The organism is Methyloversatilis sp. XJ19-13, from assembly GCF_024580155.1.
Lineage (GTDB): Bacteria > Pseudomonadota > Gammaproteobacteria > Burkholderiales > Rhodocyclaceae > Methyloversatilis.
In genome coordinates, this window is record NZ_JANINH010000010.1 from 46192 (window position 1) to 71417 (window position 25226).

Annotated in this window: 23 protein-coding genes and 3 tRNA genes; 4 read left to right on the forward strand and 22 right to left on the reverse strand. The window is 65.1% G+C overall.

Going from position 1 to position 25226, the window contains the following annotated elements; translation table 11 throughout:
• Positions 1–61: 61 nt before the first annotated feature.
• The 7 genes from fdxA to NMQ14_RS13535 form a co-directional block, all read right to left on the reverse strand.
• Positions 62–397, reverse strand: coding sequence for a ferredoxin FdxA (fdxA, locus tag NMQ14_RS13505; protein ID WP_257096966.1), 336 nt, complete (start codon positions 395–397; stop codon positions 62–64).
• Positions 398–407: 10 nt separating this feature from the next.
• The gene (locus tag NMQ14_RS13510) at positions 408–1355 is read right to left on the reverse strand and encodes a HEAT repeat domain-containing protein (protein ID WP_257096968.1); all 948 of its coding nucleotides are present in this window, start codon (positions 1353–1355) and stop codon (positions 408–410) included.
• An 11-nt stretch (positions 1356–1366) separates the two neighbouring features.
• Positions 1367–1600 (reverse strand): ferredoxin family protein, encoded by a 234-nt coding sequence (locus NMQ14_RS13515; protein WP_257096971.1) that lies wholly within the window; start codon positions 1598–1600, stop codon positions 1367–1369.
• A 39-nt stretch (positions 1601–1639) separates the two neighbouring features.
• Positions 1640–3370, reverse strand: coding sequence for a fumarate reductase/succinate dehydrogenase flavoprotein subunit (locus NMQ14_RS13520; RefSeq protein ID WP_257096972.1), 1731 nt, complete (start codon positions 3368–3370; stop codon positions 1640–1642).
• Between the two features lie 85 nt (positions 3371–3455).
• A complete protein-coding gene (locus tag NMQ14_RS13525; protein WP_257078679.1) occupies positions 3456–4235 on the reverse strand; it encodes a GntR family transcriptional regulator in 780 nt (259 codons plus the stop codon).
• Between the two features lie 103 nt (positions 4236–4338).
• Positions 4339–5193 (reverse strand): sulfite exporter TauE/SafE family protein, encoded by an 855-nt coding sequence (locus NMQ14_RS13530; protein ID WP_257096973.1) that lies wholly within the window; start codon positions 5191–5193, stop codon positions 4339–4341.
• A 228-nt stretch (positions 5194–5421) separates the two neighbouring features.
• Positions 5422–6432: a YeiH family protein gene (locus tag NMQ14_RS13535; RefSeq protein WP_257096974.1), complete on the reverse strand. Its 1011-nt coding sequence runs from the start codon at positions 6430–6432 to the stop codon at positions 5422–5424.
• A gap of 99 nt (positions 6433–6531) precedes the next feature.
• Between NMQ14_RS13535 and NMQ14_RS13540 the strand changes: the two genes are divergently transcribed.
• Complete coding sequence (locus NMQ14_RS13540) at positions 6532–7437, forward strand: LysR family transcriptional regulator (protein ID WP_257096975.1); 906 nt, start codon at positions 6532–6534, stop codon at positions 7435–7437.
• A 196-nt stretch (positions 7438–7633) separates the two neighbouring features.
• Here NMQ14_RS13540 and purL read toward each other — a convergent pair whose 3' ends face one another.
• The gene (purL, locus tag NMQ14_RS13545) at positions 7634–11632 is read right to left on the reverse strand and encodes a phosphoribosylformylglycinamidine synthase (RefSeq protein WP_257096976.1); all 3999 of its coding nucleotides are present in this window, start codon (positions 11630–11632) and stop codon (positions 7634–7636) included.
• Positions 11633–12169: 537 nt separating this feature from the next.
• On the opposite strand from purL, the gene NMQ14_RS13550 reads away from it, so the two are divergent.
• Genes NMQ14_RS13550 through NMQ14_RS13560 form a run of 3 tightly spaced genes read left to right on the forward strand, consistent with a single transcriptional unit; the run spans position 12170 to position 14687 of the window.
• Complete coding sequence (locus NMQ14_RS13550; RefSeq protein ID WP_257078684.1) at positions 12170–13051, forward strand: tetratricopeptide repeat protein; 882 nt, start codon at positions 12170–12172, stop codon at positions 13049–13051.
• Positions 13051–13575 carry a DNA-deoxyinosine glycosylase gene (locus NMQ14_RS13555; RefSeq protein WP_257096977.1) on the forward strand — a complete coding sequence of 175 codons (525 nt, stop codon included), beginning with the start codon at positions 13051–13053 and terminating at the stop codon, positions 13573–13575. Before NMQ14_RS13550 ends, NMQ14_RS13555 begins: the two co-directional genes overlap by 1 nt.
• 29 nt (positions 13576–13604) lie before the next feature.
• The gene (locus tag NMQ14_RS13560; protein ID WP_257096978.1) at positions 13605–14687 is read left to right on the forward strand and encodes a calcium/sodium antiporter; all 1083 of its coding nucleotides are present in this window, start codon (positions 13605–13607) and stop codon (positions 14685–14687) included.
• 64 nt (positions 14688–14751) lie between these two features.
• Here NMQ14_RS13560 and NMQ14_RS13565 read toward each other — a convergent pair.
• The 14 genes from NMQ14_RS13565 to lepA form a co-directional block, all read right to left on the reverse strand.
• Positions 14752–14827 (reverse strand) — tRNA-Gly (locus NMQ14_RS13565).
• Positions 14828–14865: 38 nt separating this feature from the next.
• Positions 14866–14939: transfer RNA gene (locus NMQ14_RS13570), tRNA-Cys, on the reverse strand.
• A 68-nt stretch (positions 14940–15007) separates the two neighbouring features.
• A tRNA-Gly gene (locus tag NMQ14_RS13575) sits at positions 15008–15083 on the reverse strand.
• A gap of 82 nt (positions 15084–15165) precedes the next feature.
• Positions 15166–15738 carry a CDP-diacylglycerol--glycerol-3-phosphate 3-phosphatidyltransferase gene (gene pgsA / locus NMQ14_RS13580; RefSeq protein WP_257096980.1) on the reverse strand — a complete coding sequence of 191 codons (573 nt, stop codon included), beginning with the start codon at positions 15736–15738 and terminating at the stop codon, positions 15166–15168.
• 4 nt (positions 15739–15742) lie between these two features.
• Positions 15743–17524, reverse strand: coding sequence for an excinuclease ABC subunit UvrC (uvrC, locus tag NMQ14_RS13585; protein WP_257096983.1), 1782 nt, complete (start codon positions 17522–17524; stop codon positions 15743–15745).
• Positions 17525–17557: 33 nt separating this feature from the next.
• A complete protein-coding gene (gene nagZ / locus NMQ14_RS13590; protein ID WP_257096986.1) occupies positions 17558–18592 on the reverse strand; it encodes a beta-N-acetylhexosaminidase in 1035 nt (344 codons plus the stop codon).
• Complete coding sequence (acpS, locus tag NMQ14_RS13595) at positions 18589–18978, reverse strand: holo-ACP synthase (protein ID WP_257096988.1); 390 nt, start codon at positions 18976–18978, stop codon at positions 18589–18591. Before acpS ends, nagZ begins: the two co-directional genes overlap by 4 nt.
• Positions 18975–19730, reverse strand: a complete 756-nt coding sequence (locus tag NMQ14_RS13600; protein WP_257078691.1) for a pyridoxine 5'-phosphate synthase — start codon at positions 19728–19730, stop codon at positions 18975–18977. Before NMQ14_RS13600 ends, acpS begins: the two co-directional genes overlap by 4 nt.
• Before the next feature lie 3 nt (positions 19731–19733).
• A complete protein-coding gene (gene recO / locus NMQ14_RS13605; RefSeq protein ID WP_257097093.1) occupies positions 19734–20468 on the reverse strand; it encodes a DNA repair protein RecO in 735 nt (244 codons plus the stop codon).
• A 58-nt stretch (positions 20469–20526) separates the two neighbouring features.
• Positions 20527–21489, reverse strand: a complete 963-nt coding sequence (gene era / locus NMQ14_RS13610; RefSeq protein WP_257096990.1) for a GTPase Era — start codon at positions 21487–21489, stop codon at positions 20527–20529.
• Positions 21486–22163 (reverse strand): ribonuclease III, encoded by a 678-nt coding sequence (rnc, locus tag NMQ14_RS13615; RefSeq protein ID WP_257096992.1) that lies wholly within the window; start codon positions 22161–22163, stop codon positions 21486–21488. Before rnc ends, era begins: the two co-directional genes overlap by 4 nt.
• 4 nt (positions 22164–22167) lie before the next feature.
• Positions 22168–22533, reverse strand: a complete 366-nt coding sequence (locus NMQ14_RS13620; protein ID WP_257096993.1) for a DUF4845 domain-containing protein — start codon at positions 22531–22533, stop codon at positions 22168–22170.
• A gap of 27 nt (positions 22534–22560) precedes the next feature.
• On the reverse strand, positions 22561–23373 hold the full coding sequence (gene lepB, locus NMQ14_RS13625; RefSeq protein WP_257096994.1) for a signal peptidase I: 813 nt from the start codon (positions 23371–23373) through the stop codon (positions 22561–22563).
• Between the two features lie 18 nt (positions 23374–23391).
• Positions 23392–25185, reverse strand: coding sequence for a translation elongation factor 4 (lepA, locus tag NMQ14_RS13630; RefSeq protein ID WP_257096995.1), 1794 nt, complete (start codon positions 25183–25185; stop codon positions 23392–23394).
• Between the last annotated feature and the right edge of the window lie 41 nt (positions 25186–25226).

Sequence of the window (25226 nt, forward strand, 5' to 3'; positions counted from 1 at the left end):
AAGTGCTGCTGCGGTTGTTGTTGCGGAAGCCTGTCTCCTGCCTGACCCATCCACCGCTATTTCATGCGCCCTGAAGGGCGTCGAGGTACTGCCGTTTTTCGATCACCTGCGCCCAGGTCTCTGCATCGGCAAGCGGTTCGTGTGCCTCGGCGATCACCGGCCACTGCGTCGCGAGACGCGCATTGAGCTCGATGAACACCTCCTGTCCTGCGGGCAGATCGTCCTGCGCGTAGATCGCACTGACCGGGCATTCGCTGACGCACACGCCGCAATCGATGCAGATGTCCGGGTTGATGACCAGGAACTCGGGGCCCTCGTGAAAGCACTCCACCGGGCAGATATCCACGCAGTCGGTGTACTTGCAGCGCACGCATGCTTCGGTCACGACATAGGTCATGGCTTTCTCCTTACTTCTGCGCCAGGGTGATGGCGGTGAGCGCAAGCCGCGACAGCTTGCGCACATCGGGATCGGCGTCGCCGAGCGCCGCCTCGAGCGCCGGAATCGCGCGCGGATCGGCGATTTCGCCGAGTGCGATGGCGGCTTCCTTGCGCACGTTTCCTATCGTGTGGGTCAGCGCTTCGATCAGCGCCGGCAGCGCGGCGACGGCCTTGAGCAGACCGAGCGAGCGGGCGGCCTTCACGCGCACCTGCCAGTACTCGTCATGCATGGCACGGATCAGGTCGGGAATGGCCAGACCGAGCCGCAGCTTGCCCAGGGTCTGGGCCGCCTCGTCGCGCACCATCCACGCGGTGTCGGCAAGACCGCGCGTCAGCGCAGGCAGCACGCTCACCTCGCTGGAATAGCCGATGGCGCCGATGGCGATGCGCCGCACATCGGCGTCCGCATCGAGTGCCGCCACCTGGGCCAGCGCACCGATCGCCTCCGGCATCCGCAGGTAGCCAAGCACCCCGACCGCCTCGCGCCGCACGCCGGCGTCGGCGTCCTTCAGCGCCTCCATCGCCGGTGCGAAGGCTTCCGGCACTCGCAGCGCACGGATGGCACGAAGCGCCAGCATGCGCACCTCTGCAGAGTGGCCGCGCAGAAACGGCAGCAATGGCACGGCCGACGCGCTTTCCTTGAGTTCGGACAGCACGACACCCGCCGCAGCGCGGACATCGGCATCGGCATCGAGCAGCATCGGGGCCAACGCCGAAACCACCTCGGGCTCTTCGTAGCCCTCGAGCGCACGCACCGCTTCGGTCCGCACCGACGCATCCGGGTCGGCAAGGCGCGGCAGCAGCAGCGGCACGATGTCGTCCTCGTCGCCATAAGGCAGGTCAATCACGGCGAGCCGGCGCACTTCCGCGTCCGCGCTGCCGAGGCGCTCGGCGACTGAACAGTTCTGGATATCCATCGTCCGGCTCCTCAGCGCAGCAGGTAGGGAATCGACACGCTGACCGCGCCGGTCGGGCAATCGGTTTCGCACGGCAGGCAGTACCAGCACTCATCGAATTTCATGAAGGCCTTCCTGGTCAGCATGTCGATGGCGAGCACGTCGAGCGGACAGACATCGACGCAGACGGTGCAGCCCTTCTCGGCGATGCATTTGTCGTTGTCGACATTCACCGGTACCTGGGTCTGCGTGGTGGCTATGGTCATGGCGTAACTCCTCTGGATTCGGGCGATGTGATCGGGGTGTCAGGCGGCTTCGGCGTTGTGCGCGACGCGCAAGCGCTGATAGGCGCTGCGCTCTTCCTCGTCGATCGGCACGATGTAGGGCTCGATGGCCTTCTTGCGCATCTGCATGCGGCCTTCCGCGCTCTTGCTCAGCAGCGAATGACAGAACCAGTTCTCGTCGTCGCGCTCCGGGTGATCGAGGAAATAGTGGTAGAGGCCCCAGCGGCTTTCGGTGCGGAACATCGATGCCCGCGCCGCCATTTCCGCGCAGTCGAGAATGGAATGCGCTTCCATCGCACGCATCAGTTCGTGCGGGTTGGCTGCGAACATCGACTCGGCGTCTTCGCGGATCTCGTCGAAGCGACGCAGCGCGATCTCGTACTTGCGCGTGATCTTCGGCGGCTGCAGGTAGTCATTCACCAGGCGGCGCGTCTTGTACTCGATCTGGTAAGGCGTCAACCCGTCGGTCCGGCCCAGCGGCGCGAGAATGCGGCGCTCCTCGGCGGCGACGTCCCCTGCATCGACCACGCCCTGGCCGTGGCCGGCGCAGTAGGCGGCGGCGTTCTCGCCGCACAGCCGGCCGTAGACGAAAGCCCCCAGCATATAGTTGTGCGGCACGCTGGCGCAGTCGCCGGCGGCATACAGACCGGGCACCGACGTTTCGCCCATCGCGTTGGTGTGGATGCCGGACGCGCTGTGGCCGCTGCAGAAACCGATCTCGGAAATGTGCATCTCGACCATCTGCTTGCGGTAGTCGTTGCCGCGATTCTCGTGGAAGCGACCGCGGCTGGGCCGCTCGTTGGTATGCAGGATGGTTTCGATCTCCTGGATCGTTTCTTCCGCCAGGTGATCGAGCTTCAGGAAAACCGGGCCGTTGCCGCCTTCGAGTTCGTTGTAGAACTCCATCATCATCTGGCCGCTCCAGTAGTCGCATTCGATGAAGCGCTCGCCCTTGGAGTTGGCGGTGAAGCCGCCGAAGGGGCCGGTCACGTAGGCGCAGGCCGGTCCGTTGTAGTCCTTGATCAGCGGGTTGATCTGGAAGCACTCGAGATTGGCCAGATCGGCCCCGGCGTGGTAGGCCATCGCGTGGCCATCGCCGCAGTTGGTCGGATTTTCGTAGGTGCCCATCAGATAGCCCGAAGCCGGCAGGCCGATGCGCCCGGCTGCACCGGTACAGAGCACCGCCGCCTTGGTCCGGATGACGTAGGTGTCGGCGGTACGACAGTCGAAGCCCATGACCGCCACGACTTCACCGTCCGCGCCGGTCAGCACGCGCGTCACGACGACACGGTTGGTCACCTCGACGCGCGCCTTCTTCAACTGGCGGTAGAGGATCTTCTTCATGTGATGCCCTTCGGGCATCGGCAGAACGTAACTGCCGAGGTGATGCACCTTGCGCACCGCGTAGTCGCCGGTTTCGTCCTTCTCGAACTTGACGCCCCACTGATCGAGCTGGTTGATCATGTCGAAGCTGTTGGCGGCGTAGGCCATCACCGCTTCCTGATCGACGATGCCGTCATTGGCGATGGTGATTTCCTTGACATACTGCTCGGGCGTCGCATGGCCCGGAATGACCGCGTTGTTCAGGCCGTCCATGCCCATCGAGATCGCACCGCTGCGCTTCACGTTGGCCTTGTCGACCAGCAGCACGCGCAGCTTCGGGTTCTTCTCCTTCGCCTTCACCGCGGCCATCGGGCCGCCTGTCCCGCCGCCGATGACGACGAGATCGAATTCCAGGTCAATGCGCTTCATGTTCTCTCCTTGATTGGGACTGCACCGTCGCGCGTCGGCGCGCCGCTGCGAACGAAGAATTCCTGCGTTGCTTTCCAGCGGTGGATCAACTCCGGTCAATGCGCAGGCGGTACTGGAAGGCGTCGCCGCGGTAATAGAGGAATTCGAAATCGATGGGCCGGTCGTCGGCCCATGTCAGTCGCTCTATGCGCAGCAGCGGCGAGGCTTCGGCGATGTCGAGATGTCGGGCCAGCGACTCGTCGGACGAGATCGCCTCGATCTGCACGTCGGCGTGCGTGAGGTTGCGTCCGAGGTCGTTTTCGAGAATGACGAAGATGTCTCGTGTGGCCAGGTCTTCCTGGGCGAGCCGTTCGCCGATGTCCGGCGGGAAGTAGCTCACGTCGACCGAAATCGGTTCGCGGTTCAGGTAGCGCAGGCGCTGGATTTCGAACACCGGCGCTTCCGGCCTGAGCTGCAGCCGCTGTGCCACGACTGCGCTCGCGGGAACCGGTCTGGCACTGAGCAGCAGTGAGTAGGTTTCGTAGCCGGAGGTGGACATCGCCTCGCCGAATCCCTGCAGCCGCGACAGACTCTGGAAGGCCTTGGGCTTGGCGACGAAGCTGCCCTTGCCCATCACCTTGAAGATGAGTCCTTCCTTCTGCAGGTCGCCCAGTGCCTGCCGGATGGTGATGCGGCTGACGGCGAATGCCGAAATCATCTGGCTTTCCGATGGCATCTGCGAATGCGGCGGATAGCTGCCGTCGAGAATGCGCCGGCGCAGGATTTCGCGGATCTGCGTATACAACGGCATCTGCGATACCGGCGACAACGCATCCGCGACCTTGGCAGCGCCCGGGGGCGCGATCTGCTTGCGGTGGGGTGCCATGATCGATCTCCTGTTCGGGAACCTGTTATGACGGGTCATGTCATGCAAGGTCAGTGCCAATCTTTCCGCCTCGCACCACATATCTATAAACCTTTGCTTTGAATCAACTTTTCAGACTTGACAGCCCATCTTCCGCAGCGATGCACGCACCGGTTTGCTGCACCGCCACAGGCGCTTGCACCAAAGCGGTCGCGTGCGCCGGCCAGGCCGCGAACGCACCGGAGGCCATCAGCAGGCACAGCACGACACGACGGAAGTGTCGCGGGTCCAGACTGCGATACAGACGCTCGCCCAACAGGCCGCCGCCATGAAAAAGGGGCGCCAGCAGAAGCCCCTGCAGCAGCAGCGACAAGCCGAACAAGCCGGACAGCACGATGGCAATCAGTGCCAGCGGATACAGGCATCCGAAGTACACGAGGAAGCTGGCCCGCGCGCGATGACTGTCGGTTTCCACGCCCAGCAGGTAGAGGATGGCCGGCGGTCCGCCGACACCGCCGAAGCCGGTCAGTACCCCGCTGAACAGTCCCGCGCCGATGGAGCCGGCATGACTGGGGCCGCGCACCAGGCGTACGCCGGTCAGCAGGACCGCTGCGCTCGCGATGACCGCAAGGCCGATCACCTGTCCGAACAGACGCGCCGGCAGCACGCTCACCAGCCACAGGCCGAGCGGAATGCCGAAACACGCGGCGCCGAGCATGGGCAGCAGCACGCGATGATCGACCATCCGGCGTACCGACGGCCCCAGCGCGTGCGTCAGCGGCAGCGCGTTCAGCAAGGTGACGATGCACAGCGTGTCGCGCGCCGACGCCACCGTGGACAGCAGGGGCGCCATCAGCAGCGCCGCGCCGAACCCGGTCATGCCACGCAGCACGCCGCCTGCGACCACTGCACCGGCAATCACCGCCCAGCTCGCGATGTCGCGGTCCGGCCACAGCGTGTTCAGCAGCGAAGCATCCAATCGGTTCTCCCGGGCGGGACAAGCGGCGCGCATTCCGCGTCGGTGCGACGCCAAACCTGTCATGACAGGTCATGTCAAGCAAAAGCCGGGCCGGTGATCCGGCAAACCACCCATCCACCGCAAGGCCTTGCCAGCCGTGCCTTCGCTTTACCTGCCCGGACTTGCCCTGCGACGCCGGACCGGACCGCCGCGGTGCGTCGGCACGATCCGCGCTCTGCTTTCGTGCATTCATGACAGCGCCCCGAGGCTGACCAGGCCGAAGCCGGCAAGCAACAGCCATATCCAGAGCAGCGCAGCGAGCGCCCACACCCGCCAACCGGCCTGCGCCAGGTCGGCCAGCCGGGTGTTGGCACCGAGCGCTGCCAGACCGACTGCCAGCAGCACTTGCGCCGCTTCGGCACCCAGTGCGTGCAGCCACACCGGCAGCAGTCCGGACGCATTGAGCGCCATCATCGCAATGAAGCCATAGAGGAAAGGCGGCACGCCCGGGCGGCACGAACCCGTCGTGCCTCCATCGCGCCAGCGGACAGCGATCAACATCACGACCGGCGCCAGCAACATCACGCGCATCATTTTCTCGACCAGCGCACTGGCAGCGGCGCCCGGTCCGGCCGCCTCAGCCCCGGCCACCACATGACCCAGTTCGTGCACCGTCAGCCCCACCCACAGACCGAAGGACTGATCACTCAAGCCCGTCAGGGGATGGAGAAGGGGCAGCAGATACATGCCCAGCGTGCCGAACACCACCACCGCCAGCACCGCCGCGGACACATGCCGTGCCCGGGCACCGATCACGCTGTCGGCGGCCGCAACCGCTGCGGCACCGCAGATCGCGCTGCCGCAGCCGACCAGCACGGCCACTTCGGGGTCGAGTCCGAGACGACGCCCCAGTGCCAGCGCCAGCCCGAGGGTGCTGAGCACCACGACCACCGCCATCAGCAGACCGCTCCAGCCCACCCGGCCCAGTTCGTCAATGCCGATGCGCAGTCCGTACAAGGCGATGCCGGCGCGCATCAGGGTGCCGCGCGCCAGACGGAATCCTTCGGCGCCGCGCGACGGCAGCGAGGGCCACAGATTGCCGATCACGATGCCCAGTGACACCGCCAGGGGCAGCCAGCCGAAGCCGTATGCCGACACTCCGGGCAGGCTGGAAAGGGCGGCCGCTGCACCGGCAACCGCGACCGATGCAGCAACACCGGTCGGCAGGCTGGGCGGTGCAAGGGCAGTCGTCGTATTCATGGGCGGGTCGCAGGCTGCAGAAAGTGAATGCAGCGTACGCGGCGAGCCATTCATTCTTCTATATCATGCAAATCACTGATCGATTACCTTGGGTAATGCATGAACCTTCATCTTCTGCGCATCTACGTGAAGGTCGTCGAAATTCAGAGCTTTTCGCGCGCAGCCGAAGCGCTGAACATCACGCAGCCTGCTGTTTCGAAGGCGGTGCGTGAGCTCGAATCGCAGCTCGAAACCGTGCTGCTAGACCGCCGTGGCAAAACCTTCAAGCCCAGTGAGTCGGGCCGTGCGCTGTACGAATACGGGCGCAGCATCCTGGCGCTCGAACGGGAAGCGACCGAAACCATCCGCGCCTACAGTTCGCTCGAACGCGGGCGGCTGACCATAGGTGCCAGCACCACCATCGCCACTTACTGGCTACCGCCCTTCCTGGTCGATTTCCACGCCCGCCATCCGCAGGTCGAACTGCAGGTGATCAGCGGCAACACGCGGCAGATCGCCGATCTGTTGCTGGACTGCCGGATCGATGTGGCACTGGTCGAAGGCGATGTGGATGATGCGCGCTTGAACCGCCGCGTCTGGCGCCGCGACGAAATGGTGATCATCGCGCCGCGCGATGCCGAGTTGCCGACCGGCGGCGCGCTGCGGCCGGCCGATCTGGCCGATCACAGCTGGATCGTGCGCGAACGCGGCTCCGGCAGTCGTGCCGCCACCGACCGTGTGCTCGATGAAATGGGGCTGACGCCGGCATGCACGATAGAGGTGGGCAGCAATGAGGCCATCGTGCAGACCGTGGCCGCCGGCCGCGGCCTGGGCATGGTGCCGCGCATCTGTGCACGCGATCAGCTGGCACTGGGCCGCATACGCCGTCTGCACCCGGGCGGTGCCGCGATACAGCGCACGCTCTATCGAATCCGTCTGCCCGAACGCCCGATCAGCCCGGCCGCCCTCGCCTTTGAAGCCTTGTTTGCGAATGCACAACCCTTGTCTGACGAGGAGTCGGCGTAGCGCCCTCTGCTCAATGGGCCGAGGGCGCAGCTGTGGGAGCGGGGGCCTCGCCGCGATACTCACTTCGCACAGCGACCATCACAGCACTGATCGCGGCGGGGCCGCCGCTCCCACAGGCCGCCGCTCCAACAGGGCCGCTCGCTCAGAAGATCGGGGTCAGTCGCGCACGCCCCCCCCGGAACAAGCCGAGCTCGGATCAGCCCACCCACACCCGCGCATTCCTGAACATGCGCATCCACGGGCTGTCTTCGCCCCAGTGTTCCGGGTGCCAGCTCATCTGCACGCTGCGGAATACGCGCTCGGGGTGTGGCATCAGGATGGTGGCCCGGCCGTCATCGGTGGTGACCGACGTGATGCCGTCGGGCGAGCCGTTCGGATTGCGCGGATAGCGTGTCGCGACCTTGCCGTCGTGGTCGATGTAGCGCATCGCGACCCGGGCCATGGACTGCGCCTGCAGGTCGTCGAACACCGCGCGCCCTTCGCCGTGCGAAACCACTATGGGCAGCTTCGACCCGGCCATGCCGCGGAAGAAGATGGACGGCGACTCGACCAGTTCGACCATCGTGAAGCGCGCCTCGAACTGCTCCGAGCGGTTGCGCTCGAAGCGCGGCCAGTGCGCCGCGCCCGGAATGATGTCGCGCAACTGGCTCATCATCTGGCAGCCGTTGCACACGCCCAGTGCAAACGTGTCTTCGCGGTTGAAATATTCGGCGAAGGCGTCGCGCAGCTGCGCGTTGAACAGGATGGACTTGGCCCAGCCGGCGCCGGCGCCCAGCACGTCGCCGTACGAAAAACCGCCGCAGGCGGCCAGACCCTTGAAGTCGGCCAGTTTCACACGTCCCGCCATCAGGTCGGACATGTGAACATCGTGCGCTTCGAAGCCGGCGCGGTCGAAAGCGGCCGCCATTTCGACCTGACCGTTTACGCCCTGCTCGCGCAGGATGGCAATCCTCGGCCGCTTTCCGCTGCTCACGAAGGGCGCCGCAACATCTTCCTGCGGCTCGAAGGTCAGCGCAGCGAACAGGCCGGTGTCATCCGTGTCGTCGAGCAGCGCGAACGCCTCTTCGGCGCAGCGCGCGTCGTCGCGCAATGCGGCGATGCGGTGGCTGACTTCGCTCCAGGCCTTCAGCAGATCGCTGCGCGCTTCGCTGAAAATGACCTTCGCGTTGTGCCACAGACGGATTTCGTCGCGGTCGTTCGGGCTGCCGATGCCGTGCGTGACGCCGGACAAACCGCCTTCGCGCAGCACGTCCATCACCTTCGAACGATCCGCGACGCGGATCTGGATCACTGCGCCCAGTTCTTCCGCGAACAGCGCAGAGAAGGTGCGGTCGTTGAAACGCCCTCGCACCGCGTCCGGCTTCTTGGCCAGCGAATCGACGTCGACCAGCAGCGGGTCGTAGGCCAGCGTGTCGAGGTTGATCGACAGACCGACCCGCGATGCAAAGGCCATTTCGCACAGCGTGGCGAACAGGCCGCCGTCCGAGCGGTCGTGATACGCCAGCAGGTAGCCTTCGTCGCGCAGGCGGTTGATCGCCGGCAGGAAGCGGCCCAGCAGCACCGCGTCGGCGTCCGGGGCGTGTTCGCCCACCACGCCATAGGCCTGGGCAAACGCCGACCCGCCGAGGCGGTTCTTCATCTGGCCAAGATCGAGCAACAGCAGTTCGGTATCGACTTCCGGGTCTATCAGCAGCTGCGGCGTCAGCGTCTTGCGCACATCGCCGACCGGCGCGAACGCTGTGATGACCAGTGACAGCGGTGAAATGACTTCCTTCTGACGCTCATTCTGACCTTCGCCCTCGGTCCAGCGCGTCTTCATCGACAGGCTGTCCTTGCCGACCGGAATTGACAGGCCGAGCCCGGGGCAGAAGTCGATCGCGACGGCCTTCACCGTGTCGAACAGCGCGGCGTCTTCGCCCTTGTGACCGGCCGCGGCCATCCAGTTGGCCGACAACTTGATGCGGTCGAAGCTGCGCACGTCGGCGGCGACAAGATTGGTGATCGCCTCGCCGATCGCCATGCGACCGGATGCCGGGCCGCTCAGCAGCGCCACCGGCGTGCGTTCGCCCATCGCGAACGCTTCGCCCTGGTAGCCGCTGAAACCTGCGCTGGTCACGGCCACATCGGCCACCGGCATCTGCCAGGGGCCGACGAACTGGTCGCGCGCGGTCAGGCCGCCGACCGATCGGTCGCCGATGGTGATCAGGAAGGACTTGCTGGCGACCGACGGCATGCTCAGCACGCGGTAGGCGGTGTCCTTCAGGTCATAGCCGGCGACGTCCATCGGCGGCGCAAAGGCCGGGCGGCGCTGCACGGTACGGTGCATCTTCGGCGGTTTGCCGAGCAGCACGTCCATCGACATGTCGACCGGCCTGGTGCCGAAGTGCGGGTCTTCGACCGTCAGCTGGCCGTCCGGCGTCGCCTCGCCGAGCACCGCATACGGGCAGCGCTCGCGCTCGCACAGGGCGCGGAAGTCATCGACGCGTTCGGGCGCGATCGCCAGCACGTAACGTTCCTGCGATTCGTTGCACCAAAGCTCGGCCGGACTCATGCCCGACTCTTCGCTCAGGATGGCGCGCAGATCGAACCAGGCGCCGTGGCCGGCGCCATGCGCCAGCTCGGGCAGCGCGTTCGACAGACCGCCGGCGCCGACATCGTGCACCGCAAGAATGGGGTTGTCGTCCTGCATCTGCCAGCAGCGGTCGATCACTTCCTGCGCGCGGCGCTCGATTTCCGGGTTGCCGCGCTGCACCGACGCGAAGTCGAGATCGGCGGTGTTGGTACCGGTGGTCATGCTCGACGCCGCGCCGCCACCCAGACCGATCAGCATGGCCGGGCCGCCCAGCACGATCAGCTTCGTGCCGGCCGGAAACACGATCTTCAGCGCGTCGCGCGCGCTGATGTTGCCGATGCCGCCGGCGATCATGATGGGCTTGTGATAGCCGCGCATTTCGCCCATGAAAGGCAGCTCGAAGGTGCGGAAATACCCGGCAAGGTTCGGCCGGCCGAATTCGTTGTTGAATGCGGCAGCACCGAGCGGGCCGTCGATCATGATCTGCAGTGCGGAGGCGATGCGTTCGGGCTTGCCGTAAAGCGCGCCATCCACCCGCTCCCACGGCTGCTCGAAGCCCGGGATGTTGAGGTTGGACACGGAAAATCCGGCCAGACCCGCTTTGGGCCTGGCACCGCGGCCGGTCGCGCCCTCGTCGCGGATTTCGCCGCCGGCGCCCGTCGCAGCGCCGGCGAATGGCGAAATCGCCGTCGGATGGTTGTGCGTCTCGACCTTGGCCAGGAAGTGCATCGACTCGGCATGCCAGCCCCAGCGGCCGTCGCGCCCCGGGTAGAAGCGGTCGACCGGCGCAGTCGTTGCGCCTTCGATCACCGCCGCATTGTCCGAATACGCCACCACGGTGTGCTGCGGCGTTGCGCGGTGGGTTTCGCGGATCATGCCGAATAGGCTCAGGTCCTGCGTCGCGTAATCGATGTTCCAGCTCGCGTTGAAAATCTTGTGCCGGCAGTGCTCCGAGTTGGCCTGCGCGAACATCATCAGCTCGACGTCGGTCGGATCGCGGCCGAGCTTGGAATACGCCGAGAACAGATAGTCGATCTCGTCGTCGGACAGCGCCAGACCGAGCGCACTGTTGGCCTGCACCAGCGCGGCGCGGCCCTGCTCACTCCCGCCGTCTCCGAGGGACACGCTGACCAGCGGGCGCGGCGGCACATGGCTGAACAGCGCATCGGCTTCGTCCAGGCTGCCCAGCACCGATTCGGTCATGCGGTCGTGCAGCTTCGCCGACAGCGCCGCACGCTCGGCCGCGTCGAGCGACGCCGTGCCCAGCAGGCCTCGCGACAGCTCGATCTCGTACAGCACGCCGCGCTCGATGCGCAGTACGCTCGTCAGCCCGCAATTGTGCGCAATGTCGGTCGCCTTCGACGACCAGGGCGATATCGTGCCCAGCCTTGGCGTCACCAGCAGCGCACCCGCAGCCGGCATGGCTGCCGGTTCGGCCGCCAGCAGCGCGTGCAGCTGCGCCAGTTCGCCGGCGCCCGGTGCTGCGCTGCATTCGACGAAGAAGTGCTGCGTCGCGCGCACTTCGCGCACCTTGCCGACCGTCGCGCGACAGTCATCGACCAGACGCGCCAGACGCGCCTCGGAAAATGCAGGGGTACCGCGGAGCTTCAGAATGAGGGTCATGAGGGGAAACTGGAGGAATGGACGCCGGACACCGCCACGCGGATCCGAATGCGCAATTATATATAGGGGGCACCGATCACCGCAGTCGGATCGTTGCGCGGGCGTTTTGTTCGCAATTCGCCGGTCGCTCATCCAGCGCATGCCCTGACGGACAGACCGCTGGCACCCGCAGCCCTCGTGGCGCGGGATTGCGGCGGAAAATAAGGCGGCGTTGGCCGTGCAAGCGGCGTGAGGCGACGGTATGTGGGAGCTTGGGCTGTGGGAGCTTGGGCTGTGGGAGCGGCGGCCTCGCCGCGATCCGCACGCTGCAATGTGACCATCGCGGCAGGATCGCGGCGAAGCCGCCGCTCCCACAGGGTCCGCTCCCACATAGCCTCTCCCTCAAGGCCTTTCCCGAAGCGTCCGCCCCTCAGCTTACGCATATCCCCGGCGCAACATCGCCCCCCCGCCCGGGCTTGATGTTTGTATGCTCCATCGCATCTGAAGGTATGGGCTGCAGACTGCAGTCCGGATCGACGATTTTCACGAGGAATGAACATGCATCCCGACGCCCCCGACGCGGCAGGTGGCGACGTAATCGAAGTCACCCTGACCAATTTCCAGCGCGATGTGATCGACACGTCACAGCGCATGCCGGTGCTGGTTGATTTCTGGGCGCCCTGGTGTCAGCCCTGTCAGGCGCTGACGCCGCGGCTCGAAGCGCTGGTCGCCAGTTACGCCGGCCGGGTGCGGCTGGCCAAGATCAATTCGGACGACAACCCGGAGCTGGCGCGCCGCTTCGGCGTGCGCGGAATTCCGAACGTGAAGGCCTTCGTCGGCGGCGTGATGGTCGACGAATTCACCGGCGTGCTGCCGGATCGCGAACTGCGCGAATTCATCGACGCCCTGCTGCCGTCGCCGGCCGAACCGACCTGCGACGAGGCGCGCGCCGCGCTGCTGCGTGGTGATGCCGACACGGCGCTGGCGCTGAACGAGGCCGCGCTCGACCTCGATCCGCTGTTCGAACCGGCCATGCTGGGCCGGGTAGAGGCGCTGATCGCACAGGCAAAGCTGGACGAAGCTCAGGCCGCACTCGATGCGCTGCCGGGCGACATGACAGACCGCGCGCGCGTCGGCACGCTGTACGCGCGCATCGCCGTCGCGCGGCGCCAGCCGGGCGACGCCGACCACGACTACGCGGCGCGCATTGCACGCAATCCTGATGACCTTGCGGCACGCCTCGAATGGTCGGCGCTGCACGCGGCGGAAGAAGACTGGGAGGGCGCGATGAAACAGGCGCTCGAAGTGGTCCGACGCGACCGCGATTTCGGCGACGATGCCGGCCGGCGCACGCTGATCGATCTGTTCGACCTGCTCGGCAGCGACCACCCGCTGGTGCGCCACTACCGCCGCGAACTGGCGGCCGTGCTGAACAAGTGATGGCGGAGGGCACGCGCATCCGCTGCTTCGCCCCGGTGGCCGATCCGGCCACCGCGCGCGTCCTCATCCTGGGCTCGATGCCCGGCGCGGCATCGCTCGACGCCAATCAGTACTACGCCCATCCGCGCAACCAGTTCTGGTCCATCATGGGCACCCTGTTTGGCGCCCACCCCGCACTGCCCTACACCGAACGGCTGGCGATGCTGACCGGCGCCGGCCTCGCGCTGTGGGACGTGCTTTCGAGCTGCGAGCGACGCGGCAGCCTGGATTCGGCGATCGATCTGCGCTCGGCCCAGGCAAACGATTTCGCCGCGTTTCTTGGGCGCCACACCGGCATCCGGCGCGTACTGTTCAATGGCGCGCTGGCCGAAGCCTGCTTCCGGCGCGACGTGATGCCGCACGTCCGCCCGCTCGACATGCTGAGACTGCCGTCGACCAGCCCGGCCCACGCCGGCCTGTCGGCAGCCGACAAGCTGCTGGCCTGGCGGACCGCCCTGCAACCCTTAGCTGTGGACGTGGTCTGAGCGGCCTTGAAATCCATGGATACAACACTATGACTTTCCTGCTGTTCGGCCTCGGCCTTGTCGCGTTGATCGCAGGCGCCGAGCTGCTGGTGCGCGGCGCCTCGAAACTGGCGCTGTCCTTCGGCCTTTCGCCGCTGGTGGTCGGACTCACCATCGTCGCCTTCGGCACCAGTTCGCCGGAACTGGCGGTGTCGGTGCAGTCGGCCTGGAACGGCAAGACCGATATGGCCGTCGCCAATGTTGTCGGCAGCAACATCTTCAACGTGCTGTTCATCCTCGGCCTGTCGGCGATGATCACGCCGCTGCTGGTCGACAAGCAGCTCATCCGCCAGGAAGTACCGATCATGATCGGCGTATCACTGTTGTTCGCCGCACTGACGCTGGATGGCGGCGTATCCTTTTCTGACGGCGCGATTTTCGTCGCGCTGATGATCGGCTACACCACATTCCTGATCATCCAGAGCCGCCGGCAGACCAAGGCGCTCAACGACGAGTATGCGGACAGCGTCGGAGAGAAAAGTACCGGCTGGGATGCAACGCTGCCGGTGCAGCTCGTGCTCATCGTGGCAGGACTGGGCCTGCTCGTCCTTGGATCGAACCTGCTGGTCGATGCAGCCATCGTGTTTGCGCGGCAACTCGGCCTGAGCGAAGCGGTGATCGGGCTGACCATCATCGCAGCCGGCACTTCGCTACCGGAGGTGGCGGCGTCAGTCACCGCGGCACTGCGTGGTCAGCGCGACATCGCGGTCGGCAATGTCGTCGGCAGCTGCACCTTCAACATCCTGTGCGCCCTGGGCGTATCGGCGCTGGTGGCACCGAGCGCGCTCACGCTGCCGCCCTCCATGCTGGCTTTCGACATCCCGGTGATGACCGCCGTCGCCATCGCCTGCCTGCCCATCTTCATGACCGGCAACCTGATCGCCCGCTGGGAAGGCGCGCTGTTCTTCGCTTACTACGTCGCCTACACGCTCTATCTCATCATGGCCGCCAAGGAGCACGACGCACTCGGCGACTACGCCTTCGTGATGCAGACGATCGCCCTGCCGCTGACCGCAATCACGCTGGTCATCATCGTTGTGCGGCATCTGCGCGGGCGCAGGACGGGCGTGTAGCAAAGGGGTCGGAACGGAACCAACAAACAAAAACAGGAAGCTCAGCTTCCTGTTTTTGTTTGTCTGGAGCGGGAAACGAGACTCGAACTCGCGACCTCAACCTTGGCAAGGTTGCGCTCTACCAACTGAGCTATTCCCGCAGTACGGATGTCCCGGGCGGGTTATCCGACAGATGTACTGGAGGCGAGGGTCGGAATCGAACCGGCGTCCACGGCTTTGCAGGCCGCTGCATGACCACTCTGCCACCTCGCCGGTGGTGCCGCCATCTGACTGGCTGCAAACAACAAGGGGGAAGCAGGACTTCCCCCATTTGAATATCTTGGAGCGGGAAACGAGACTCGAACTCGCGACCTCAACCTTGGCAAGGTTGCGCTCTACCAACTGAGCTATTCCCGCAAGACAGGCGCGCATTATAGGTCTGGCAGAAAACCTGTCAAGACATGCGGCGAACAATTTCGCCGGCTCGGCAAGACTCGATCTAGAGCGCCTTGCGCGCGCGCAGTTCGGGCCAGGCTCGGCGCATGTAATACACCATCGAATACACCGTAAGCACCGCAGCGATCCAGATCAGCCAACGGCCGATGGGGGCAATGTCGATGCCGAGCAGTGGTTCGTAATAGAGCAGCATCGGGATGGCCGTCATCTGCGCGGTCGTCTTCACCTTGCCTATCATCGACACTGCGACGCTGCGCGAAGCACCGACCTTGGCCATCCATTCACGCAGCGCCGAGATGGTGATTTCTCGCCCGATGATGACGAAGGCGATGACCGTGCTGGTGCGGTCGAGCTCTACCAGCATGATCAATGCCGCGGCCACCATGAGCTTGTCGGCCACCGGATCGAGGAAGGCACCGAAGGCGGAGGTCTGGTTCAGCGTGCGCGCGAGGTAGCCGTCAAGCCAGTCGGTCACCGCGGCGATGATGAACACCAGCGTTGCGGTGAGGTTCTTGTCGGCCATCACCAGCGTGCGCTCGGGCAGGAAGAACACACCGACGAACAGGGGAATCAGCAGGATGCGCGCCCAGGTGAGCGCGGTCGGTACGGTGAACATGGAGTCAGTTTAACTGCCGCTGTATCTGTTCGGCCAGTTTGCGACTGATACCTTCCACGCGACACAGGTCTTCGACCGTCGCATTGCGCACGCCGCTCAGTCCGCCGAAGGTTGTCAGCAGCCGTTTGCGGCGCGCCGGACCGATACCCGGAATGTCTTCCAGCGTCGAGGTGAGGCGCTTCTTTTCGCGCCGCGCACGGTGGCCGGCGATGGCAAAACGGTGTGCTTCGTCGCGAATTTCGGCAATCAGGTGCAGCGCCGGATGCTCCGGCCCGAGCACCAGCCCCGCCTCGACGCCAGGACGGATGAGCTCTTCCGCACCCATCTTGCGCTCGACGCCCTTGGCCACGCCGACCAGCGGCAGATCGAGCCCGAGTTCGGCCATCACTTCGACTGCGATGCCCAACTGCCCCTTGCCGCCATCGATCAGCACCAGATCAGGCCGCACACCTTCGCCGGTGACCACCTTCTCGTAGCGGCGCGTCAGCACCTGTCGCATCGCGGCGTAGTCGTCGCCGGGCGTGACGCCTTCGATGTTGTAGCGACGGTATTCGCTGTTGCGCATCGCCCCGTTTGCCCACACAACGCAGGACGCCACCGTGGCTTCGCCCATCGTGTGGCTGATGTCGAAGCACTCGATGCGCTCGGGGGCCACGTCCAGCTCCAGCGCCTCGACCAAAGCGCGCACGCGGTGCGTCGCGCGCGCGCCGGCATCGAGCTTCACGCGCAGCGCGATCTCGGCGTTCTTCAGCGCCATGTCGGCCCAGGCGCGCTCGCGCTCGTTGCGCGCCAGTGCGAGCGCCGTGCCGGGGATGGGCGCTTCGGCATCGTCGTCCGGCAGCACACTCACGATGACGCGACCCGGCGGCGGCTGGGCGGCGAAGTGCTGGGCGAGGAAGGCACAGAGCATGTCGGCTTCGCTGCCCTGCCCGGCGGCCGGGAAATGCGCGTGGTCGCCCAGGTGGCGACCGCCGCGCACCATCGCGTGATTGACGCAGGCGGTGCCGTCACGTTCGACCGCGACCACGATGTCGATATCCTCGTCGCGCGCGCTGTCGGCGTACTGCTTGTGCAGCACACGGCTCAGCGCCTTGATCTGGTCGCGCACCTGGGCCGCCTTTTCGAACGCAAGCGCCTCGGCGGCCGCATTCATCTGGTCGGACAACCGGTCGATCACCTCGCTGTGCCGCCCGCTCAGGAACAGGCTGGTCAGCCGCACATCCTCGTCGTAATCGGCCTTCGACACCTTGCCGACACAGGGTGCGGAGCAACGGTGGATCTGGTGCAGCAGGCAGGGCCGCGAGCGGTTGGCGAACACGCTGTTTTCGCAGGTGCGCAGCAGGAAGGCGCGCTGCACCAGCTGTATCGTTTCGCGCACCGCCCACACGCTGGGCAGCGGCCCGAAATAGCGCGCATCGCGTCCCACCGTGCCGCGGAAGAAGGCGATGCGCGGGAAGGCATCCTGCGTGAGCTTGATGTAGGGGTAGGACTTGTCGTCCCGGAACAGGATGTTGTACTTCGGCCGCAGGCTCTTGATGAGGTTGTTCTCGAGGATGAGCGCTTCCGCCTCGGAGCGCACGACCGTGGTGTCCACCCGCTGCACCTGCGACACCATCATGCCGATGCGCGGGCTCGACGCGGTGCGCTGGAAATACGACGACACGCGCCGCTTCAGGTTTTTCGCCTTGCCGACGTAGAGCACTTCTTCGTCGGCACCGATCATGCGATAGACGCCGGGCGCCTCGCTCAGCGTCTGCAGATAGGTCTTGGCGTCGAACACGCTCATCGGGCCGGCATGCGGGACTTCACGGCCGGCCGGTCAGGCGGTGAGCCGCTGCACCTGATCGAGCGCGTCGCGATAGCGTGTGTCCTGCGCGAGCTGCGTACGGTCGCCGAACGGCTGCTTCGGCAGTAGCGACGCCACGCGCGCGCTGCGCTCGGCATCGGGCGCCGGATGCCAGCCGTCAATGAGCCGGATCGCCTGATCACGCGCATTGCACACCAGCACCATGTCGCAGCCGGCGTCCCACGCCGCTTCCGCGCGCGCGACGACGTCACCGACGACCGATGCACCTTCCATCGACAGGTCATCACTGAACACCACGCCGTCGAATTCGAGCCGGCCGCGCAGGATGTCCTGCACCCACTTGCGTGAGAAGCCCGCCGGCAGCGCATCGACCGCCGGGTAGATGACGTGCGCCGGCATCACGGCATCGATCTGCCGGCCCAGTTGCAGATAGGGCTGGATGTCAGTACGCCAGATCGTGTCGAAATCACGTTCGTCGACCGGAATGGCGACATGCGAATCCGCGGCGACGAAGCCGTGACCGGGGAAGTGCTTGCCGACCGACTTCATGCCGGCCGCGCGCAGCCCCTCGGCCAGTGCGCCGGCCAGTGCGGCGACGATGGCCGGATCGCCGTGAAAGGCACGGTCACCGATGACGGCGCTGGCACCGAAATCGAGATCGAGCACCGGCGTGAATGACAGATCGACGCCGAGCGCACGCAGTTCGGCGGCCAGCACGAATCCGGCGGCGCACGCTTCGCCCAGCGCTGCGGTGGCATCGACTTCGTACCGTGTGCCCAGCGTGCGCATCGCCGGCAGATGGGTGAAGCCATCGCTGCGAAAACGCTGTACGCGACCGCCCTCGTGATCGACCGCGATCAGCAGCGGCGGTGTGCGCACCGCGTGAATGGCTTCGGTCAGTGCGGCGAGCTGGCGTGCGTCGCTGAAGTTGCGGGCAAACAGGATCAGCCCGCCGACCGAAGGATGGGCGAGCAACTCGCGGCCTTCGCCATCAAGCTCGAAGCCGGCAACGTCGAGCATGACCGGACCGGGTGGGGTGTGTCTCATGCTGCGGTCTCCGTGCGCTCGACCACGACGAAGGCCAGCGCGTACGCAACCTCGTCCGACAGCGACAGATGCGGATGCAGGCCGCGCTGGTCAAGCCACTGCGTCAGCAGCTCGTCGAACAGGAACACCGGCTTGCCGAGGTCGTCATGCGTCACGGCGATGGAGCGCAGCAGCACCGGCGCGCGCACCCCGGTCCCGAGCGCCTTGCCGAGCGCTTCCTTGGCCGCGAAGCGCTTGGCGAGAAAACGTGCCGGTTCGCGTGTGCGCTCGAACTCGACCATTTCGGACACGGCCAGAATGCGTCGCGCCAGCGCCTCGCCATTGCGCGTGACCAGCCGTTCCAGCCGCGCGATGCTGCACAGATCAGTCCCTACCCCGAAAATCATGCCGCCCTCCCGGCCGCCTCTCGCATCAGTTGTTTCATCTCTCGCACCGCCTCGCGCAGACCGACGAACACCGAACGGCTGACGATGGCATGACCGATGTGCAGTTCGCGCACGCCCGGCAGTTCGGCCACCGGCTGCACATTGGCGTAGTTCAACGCGTGACCGGCGTTGAAGCGCATGCCCAGATCGCGGATCGCCTTGCCGGCGGCGCGCACCTTGTCCAGTTCAACCGCCACCGGCTGCGATTCGCGATCGCGGCCGAAACCGTGGAAGGCATGTGCATACGGGCCGGTATGCACCTCGCACACCTGGGCACCGATGCGCGCTGCCGCTTCGATCTGCGGCAGTTCGGCGTCGATGAATACGCTGGTGACGATGCCGGCGTCGCGCAGGCGGCCGACCACGCCATGCAGCCGCTCTTCCTGCGACACGATGTCCAGTCCGCCTTCGGTGGTCACCTCGTGCCGCCCTTCCGGCACCAGCATGGCCATTTCCGGCTTCAGCCCGCAGGCGATGCCGACCATTTCATCGATGGCCGCCATTTCGAGATTGAGCTTGATGTGCACCAGATCGCGCAGCCGGCGCACATCGTCGTCCTGGATGTGACGACGGTCTTCGCGCAGGTGCACGGTGATGCCGTCGGCACCGCCCAGATGCGCCTCCACGGCGGCCCACACCGGGTCGGGCTCGTAGGTGCGGCGCGCCTGGCGCAAGGTGGCAACGTGGTCGATATTGACGCCAAGTTCGATCATGAGTCAGAGATCCTGTAGTTCGATGAATACACGCCGGGTGCGCAGTTCCTGCCCCTGCAGATAATGCGCGATCAGCGTGCGCATCAGTGTTCGTGCCAGCCGCGCGACCTGCGGATCGCCGTAATCGTCACCGTTGATCGCCAGCGCCTGCGCGCCCGTCAGGCTGACGACATCCGGCGCATCCGCGTCACCCTGCACCAGGCCCTGCTCGGCCACATAGTGGTAGGACGCGCCGGTATCCAGCGCGGCGCCCTGCGCATCGCAGTCCAGCGTCAGACCGTACCCCAGTTCCTGCAGCAGCGATTTCTCGAAACTGCGCAACAGCACCTGGTGGCCGGCCGCTTCGCCCGGTGCCAGCGCCAGCTTCTGCAACGTGTCGGCATAGCGGTCGAACAGCGCCGGGTGCGCGTCCTCGCGTGCCAGCAGACGCTGCAGCAATTCGTTCAGATAGTAGCCCAGCAGCAGCCGCGGGCCGGACAGCATGGGCCACGCACGCTGCCATTCGGCGCGCGCCAGCGTACGCAACTCCCCCTGGCCGAACCAGCCCAGATCGAGCGGCTGGAATTCCACCAGCACGCCACGCAGCGCGGCGCGCGGTCGTTTGGCGCCACGCGCCACCAGACCGACGCGGCCGAAATCGCGGCTGAACACATCGACCACCAGGCTGGTTTCGCGGTAGGGATGGGCCTGCAGCAGGAAGGCGGGCTGGCCGTCCACCCGCTGCTTGCCCGAGTTCACCTGACCGCCTTCCGGCAGCGCGCGCTGCGCCACCGCGCGGCAGGCACCGGAGATACGCTCACGGCTCGAAACCCAGACTTTTCAGGGCGCGCTCATCGTCGGCCCAGCCGCTGCGTACCTTCACGTGCAGTTCCAGGAACACCTTCGAATCGAACACCTTTTCCATGTCATGCCGCGCCGCGCTGCCGACGGTTTTCAGCACCTCGCCATTGCGGCCGATCACGATGCCCTTGTGCGCCTCGCGGCCGACGATGACCGCCGCGGCGATGCGGCGCAGGTTGCCTTCCGCCTCGAAGCGCTCGATCTCGACCGCCAGACCGTACGGCAGTTCGTCGCCCAGTTGCCGGAACAGCTTCTCGCGGATGTACTCGGCGGCGAGAAAGCGCTCGCTGCGATCGGTGAAGTCATCGGCGTCGAACATGGCCTGACCTTCCGGCAGCAATTCGCCGGCCACCTTCATCAGCGCATCGAGACCGTCGCCGCGCTGTGCGCTGACCGGCAGGATGGCGTGGAACTCGTGCAGCTTCGCAATGCGTTCGACAAAGGGCAGCAACTTTGCGCGATCACCCGCCTTGTCGGTCTTGTTCAGCAGCAGCAGGACCGGCCGGTCTTTCGGCAGCAGTTCGATCACTTCCTGATCGGCTTCGGTCAGCTTGCCCGCTTCGATGACAAACACGATCACGTCGACATCGGCCAGCGCCTGTGTCACCGAGCGGTTCATCACCCGGTTGAGCGCATTGCGGTGCTTCGTCTGGAATCCGGGCGTATCGACGAACACGAACTGACGGGCATTACGGGTCAGCACGCCGTGTATGCGGTGCCGCGTGGTCTGTGCCTTGGCCGACGTGATGCTCACCTTCTGGCCGATCAGACGGTTCATCAGCGTCGATTTGCCGACATTGGGTCGGCCGACAATGGCGATGAAGCCACAGTGGGTGATCGGCGGAGTGGTCGGCAGCTCGGTCGGCAATGCATCGGGCGGCGTGTCCGGAAATTCGCTGTCCGCCATGGAATCGTTCATGTCTGTCCCTGCAGTTGTTCGAGCGCGCGCGATGCGGCGACCTGTTCAGCGGTGCGCCGGTTGCTGCCCTCGCCTTCGGTCGCGAGGCCCAGCGCCTCGACGCGGCAGCGCGCGCGGAAGGCCTGGGCATGTGCCGCACCCGTCACGGCGCTGATTTCATAGACCGGCAGCGGCTTGTGTCGTGCCTGCAGCCATTCCTGCAGTGCGGTTTTCGGGTCGCGTGAATCGAGGTCAGGGTTCAGACCGGTGAGGCGCGCGCCGAACAGCCGGGTGACCGTCTGCCGCGCAGCGCCATAGCCAGCTTCGATGAATACTGCGCCGATCAGCGCTTCGAGTGCGTCGGCGAGGATGGACGGGCGGGAACGACCGCCGGTCTTCACCTCGCCCTCGCCCAGGCGCAACGCGCTGCCGAGATCGAGTTCGCACGCCATGTCGGCCAGCGTGTCCTGTTTGACCAGATTGGCACGCAATCGGGAGAGCACGCCTTCCGGAAGATCGGGGAAGCGCTCGCACAGCAGGTCGGAGGCGATGCAGTCGAGCACCGCATCGCCGAGGAATTCGAAGCGCTCGTTGTGCGTGGCGGAAAAACTGCGATGGGTCAGCGCCTGGACCAGCAGGTGCTTCGATACGAACACGTGGCCGAGCCCGTGCTCGATCTGCCCGGCGGAGGTCACAGCGTCAGTTCGGCCCCGTGGCCGACCCTTCGAATTCGAACAGGATGCTTACCGGCCCGAACATGTGCACCTTGCGGTCATAGGCAAACGAGACCTCGACGCCGTTCGAGTCCTTGATGATGTCGAGATCGGCCGGCGTGACGCTGGACATTTCATCCATTATGGAGCGCTTGGAATAGGCATTGCGATAATCAGCCACCGTGCCGCCCTTGATCTCGCCGTTCTTCACGATGGCATTCACGTTCTTCAGGATGGTGTAGTACTCGATGACGGCCGGAATCGTCTTCATTCCGAGTACCAGAACGAGGCCGGCGACGCCGGCAACGAACAGGAATCCCACCAGACTCAGACCGGATTGCTTGCGCAGCATCTGTTGACTCCTCATGGTGCGATCAGACTACCTGAAGCTGCCGATACGGCCGAAATCGATGCCTTTCGGCGGCAGGATGGTATCCGCATGAAACCAGATGAAAAAAGCCTTGCCCACGATGTTTCCGTCCGGCACGAACCCCCAGATGCGGCTGTCGGCACTCTGGTCACGATTGTCCCCAAGTACCAGGTAGTGGCCGGCCGGCACTTCGCAGCGCACCCCTTCGCGATTGTAGACACAGTTTTCGCGCCCCGGAAAATCGAGTGCGGTCGGGATGTCGGCCCGCGCATCGCGGTCGTTCAGGATGTGGTGCTGCACATCGCCCAGCGTTTCGCTGAAGCGATTCGAGTAGTAGGCGCGCTCGCTGTGGAAGTAGTCTTCCGCCGGCTGCACCGGGACTTCGACACCGTTGATGGTCAGCCGCTTGTTCTGGTAGGCCACCGTGTCGCCCGGCAGGCCGACCACGCGCTTGATGTAATCGACCGACGGATCGGCCGGGTAGCGGAACACCATGACGTCCCCGCGCTGCGGATCATTCATCGGAATGATCTTGTCGTGCAGCACCGGCAGCCGAACACCGTAGGTGAATTTGTTCACCAGGATGAAATCGCCGATCAGCAGCGTCGGAATCATCGAACCGGACGGGATGCGGAATGGTTCGACAACGAAACTGCGCAGCCCGAACACGACGATGATGACCGGGAAGAAGCTTGCACCGTATTCGACCCACCAGGGGTCGGGCGTACCAGCCGGTCGCTTGCGCGCGAACACCATGCGGTCCAGGCCCCACAGGATGCCGGTGAGCACACACAGCACGAAAAGGATGAGTGCGAAATTCAAGATTCGGGTCCAGTCGTTTTATTTGTCGTCGACACGCAGCACGGCAAGGAACGCCTCCTGCGGTATTTCGACGTTTCCTACCTGCTTCATGCGTTTCTTGCCGGCTTTCTGCTTTTCGAGCAGCTTCTTCTTCCGTGAAATGTCGCCGCCGTAGCATTTGGCGAGCACGTTCTTGCGCAGCGCCTTGATCGTTTCGCGCGCGATGATGTGCACCCCGATCGCGGCCTGCACCGGCACGTCGAACATCTGGCGCGGAATCAGTTCGCGCATCTTGGCCGCCACTTCGCGGCCGCGGTACTGCGCATTGGCCCGGTGCACGATGACCGACAGGGCATCGACCTTTTCGCCGGCCACCATGATGTCGAGCTTCACCACGTCAGCTGCGCGGTACTCCTTGAATTCGTAATCGAGCGAAGCGTAACCGCGCGACACCGATTTGAGCTTGTCGAAGAAATCGAACACCACCTCGGCCATCGGCAGGTCGTAGGTGAGCTGCACCTGCCGGCCGTGATAAAGCATGTTCACCTGCTGCCCGCGCTTCTGCTCGCACAACGTGATCACCGCACCCAGATATTCCTGCGGCAGGAAGATGACCGCCTTGATGATGGGCTCGCGGATCTCCGACATCTTCGAAACTTCGGGCAGCTTGGCCGGGTTCTCGACCATGACGATGCTGCCGTCGTTCATCAGCACCTCATACACCACGGTCGGCGCAGTGGTGATGAGGTCCATGTCGAACTCGCGCTCCAGCCGCTCCTGCACGATTTCCATGTGCAGCATGCCGAGGAAGCCGCAGCGGAAACCGAAACCCAGCGCCTGCGACACTTCCGGCTCGTACTGCAGAGAGGCATCATTCAGCTTGAGCTTCTCCAGCGACTCGCGCAGCTGGTCGTACTCGCTGGCTTCCACCGGGTACAGCCCGGCAAACACCTGCGGCTTGATTTCCTTGAAGCCGGGCAGCGGCTCGGGCGCACGGTGATCCGCCAGCGTGATGGTGTCGCCGACCTTGGCTGCCTTCAGTTCCTTCAGGCCGCAGATGACGAAACCGACCTCACCCGCCGACAGGCTTTCGCGCGACAGGGACTTGGGCGTGAACACGCCGACCTGATCGACCTGGTACTGCGCGCCGGTCGACATGAACAACATCCGGTCCTTGGGCTTCAATGCACCATCGACCACGCGCACCAGCATCACGACGCCGACGTAGTTGTCGAACCAGGAATCGATGATCAGAGCCTTCAGCGGCCGCGCCGGATCGCCCTTGGGCGGCGGGATGCGCACGACGATCATTTCGAGGATGTCGTCGATGCCCAGTCCGGTCTTGGCGGAACACTGGATCGCATCGGTTGCGTCGATGCCGATGACGTCCTCGATCTCCTGCCGCGCATTCTCAGGATCCGCCTGTGGCAGATCGATCTTGTTCAGCACCGGCACCACTTCCACGCCCAGGTCGAGTGCGGTGTAACAGTTGGCGACCGTCTGCGCCTCGACGCCCTGCGACGCATCGACCACCAGCAGCGCACCTTCGCAGGCGGACAGCGAGCGGCTCACTTCATAGGAGAAGTCGACGTGACCCGGGGTGTCGATCAGGTTGAACTGATAGATCTGGCCGTCGTTGGCCTTGTAACGGAGGGCCGCGGTCTGCGCCTTGATCGTGATGCCGCGCTCGCGCTCCAGATCCATCGAATCAAGGACCTGCGCCTCCATTTCGCGATCGGACAGGCCGCCGCAGCGCTGGATCAGACGGTCGGCCAGCGTGGACTTGCCGTGGTCGATGTGGGCAATGATGGAAAAGTTTCGGATGTGCTGCATCGTCAGAGTGGAAACAGGAATGAAAAAGGGTGCCCATGGCG

What these genes read in the sequence shown, in the direction of transcription:
- NMQ14_RS13620 (WP_257096993.1), bottom strand. Translation starts at nt 22,533, where the DNA reads ATGCTGCGCAAGCAATCCGGTCTGAGTCTGGTGGGATTCCTGTTCGTT.
- NMQ14_RS13600 (WP_257078691.1), bottom strand. Translation starts at nt 19,730, where the DNA reads ATGATCGAACTTGGCGTCAATATCGACCACGTTGCCACCTTGCGCCAG.
- NMQ14_RS13555 (WP_257096977.1), top strand. Translation starts at nt 13,051, where the DNA reads ATGGCGGAGGGCACGCGCATCCGCTGCTTCGCCCCGGTGGCCGATCCG.
- fdxA (WP_257096966.1), bottom strand. Translation starts at nt 397, where the DNA reads ATGACCTATGTCGTGACCGAAGCATGCGTGCGCTGCAAGTACACCGAC.
- NMQ14_RS13560 (WP_257096978.1), top strand. Translation starts at nt 13,605, where the DNA reads ATGACTTTCCTGCTGTTCGGCCTCGGCCTTGTCGCGTTGATCGCAGGC.
- NMQ14_RS13525 (WP_257078679.1), bottom strand. Translation starts at nt 4,235, where the DNA reads ATGGCACCCCACCGCAAGCAGATCGCGCCCCCGGGCGCTGCCAAGGTC.
- era (WP_257096990.1), bottom strand. Translation starts at nt 21,489, where the DNA reads ATGAACGATTCCATGGCGGACAGCGAATTTCCGGACACGCCGCCCGAT.
- nagZ (WP_257096986.1), bottom strand. Translation starts at nt 18,592, where the DNA reads ATGAGACACACCCCACCCGGTCCGGTCATGCTCGACGTTGCCGGCTTC.
- NMQ14_RS13515 (WP_257096971.1), bottom strand. Translation starts at nt 1,600, where the DNA reads ATGACCATAGCCACCACGCAGACCCAGGTACCGGTGAATGTCGACAAC.
- NMQ14_RS13535 (WP_257096974.1), bottom strand. Translation starts at nt 6,432, where the DNA reads ATGAATACGACGACTGCCCTTGCACCGCCCAGCCTGCCGACCGGTGTT.
- NMQ14_RS13540 (WP_257096975.1), top strand. Translation starts at nt 6,532, where the DNA reads ATGAACCTTCATCTTCTGCGCATCTACGTGAAGGTCGTCGAAATTCAG.
- pgsA (WP_257096980.1), bottom strand. Translation starts at nt 15,738, where the DNA reads ATGTTCACCGTACCGACCGCGCTCACCTGGGCGCGCATCCTGCTGATT.
- acpS (WP_257096988.1), bottom strand. Translation starts at nt 18,978, where the DNA reads ATGATTTTCGGGGTAGGGACTGATCTGTGCAGCATCGCGCGGCTGGAA.
- NMQ14_RS13550 (WP_257078684.1), top strand. Translation starts at nt 12,170, where the DNA reads ATGCATCCCGACGCCCCCGACGCGGCAGGTGGCGACGTAATCGAAGTC.
- lepA (WP_257096995.1), bottom strand. Translation starts at nt 25,185, where the DNA reads ATGCAGCACATCCGAAACTTTTCCATCATTGCCCACATCGACCACGGC.
- uvrC (WP_257096983.1), bottom strand. Translation starts at nt 17,524, where the DNA reads ATGAGCGTGTTCGACGCCAAGACCTATCTGCAGACGCTGAGCGAGGCG.
- NMQ14_RS13510 (WP_257096968.1), bottom strand. Translation starts at nt 1,355, where the DNA reads ATGGATATCCAGAACTGTTCAGTCGCCGAGCGCCTCGGCAGCGCGGAC.
- purL (WP_257096976.1), bottom strand. Translation starts at nt 11,632, where the DNA reads ATGACCCTCATTCTGAAGCTCCGCGGTACCCCTGCATTTTCCGAGGCG.
- NMQ14_RS13520 (WP_257096972.1), bottom strand. Translation starts at nt 3,370, where the DNA reads ATGAAGCGCATTGACCTGGAATTCGATCTCGTCGTCATCGGCGGCGGG.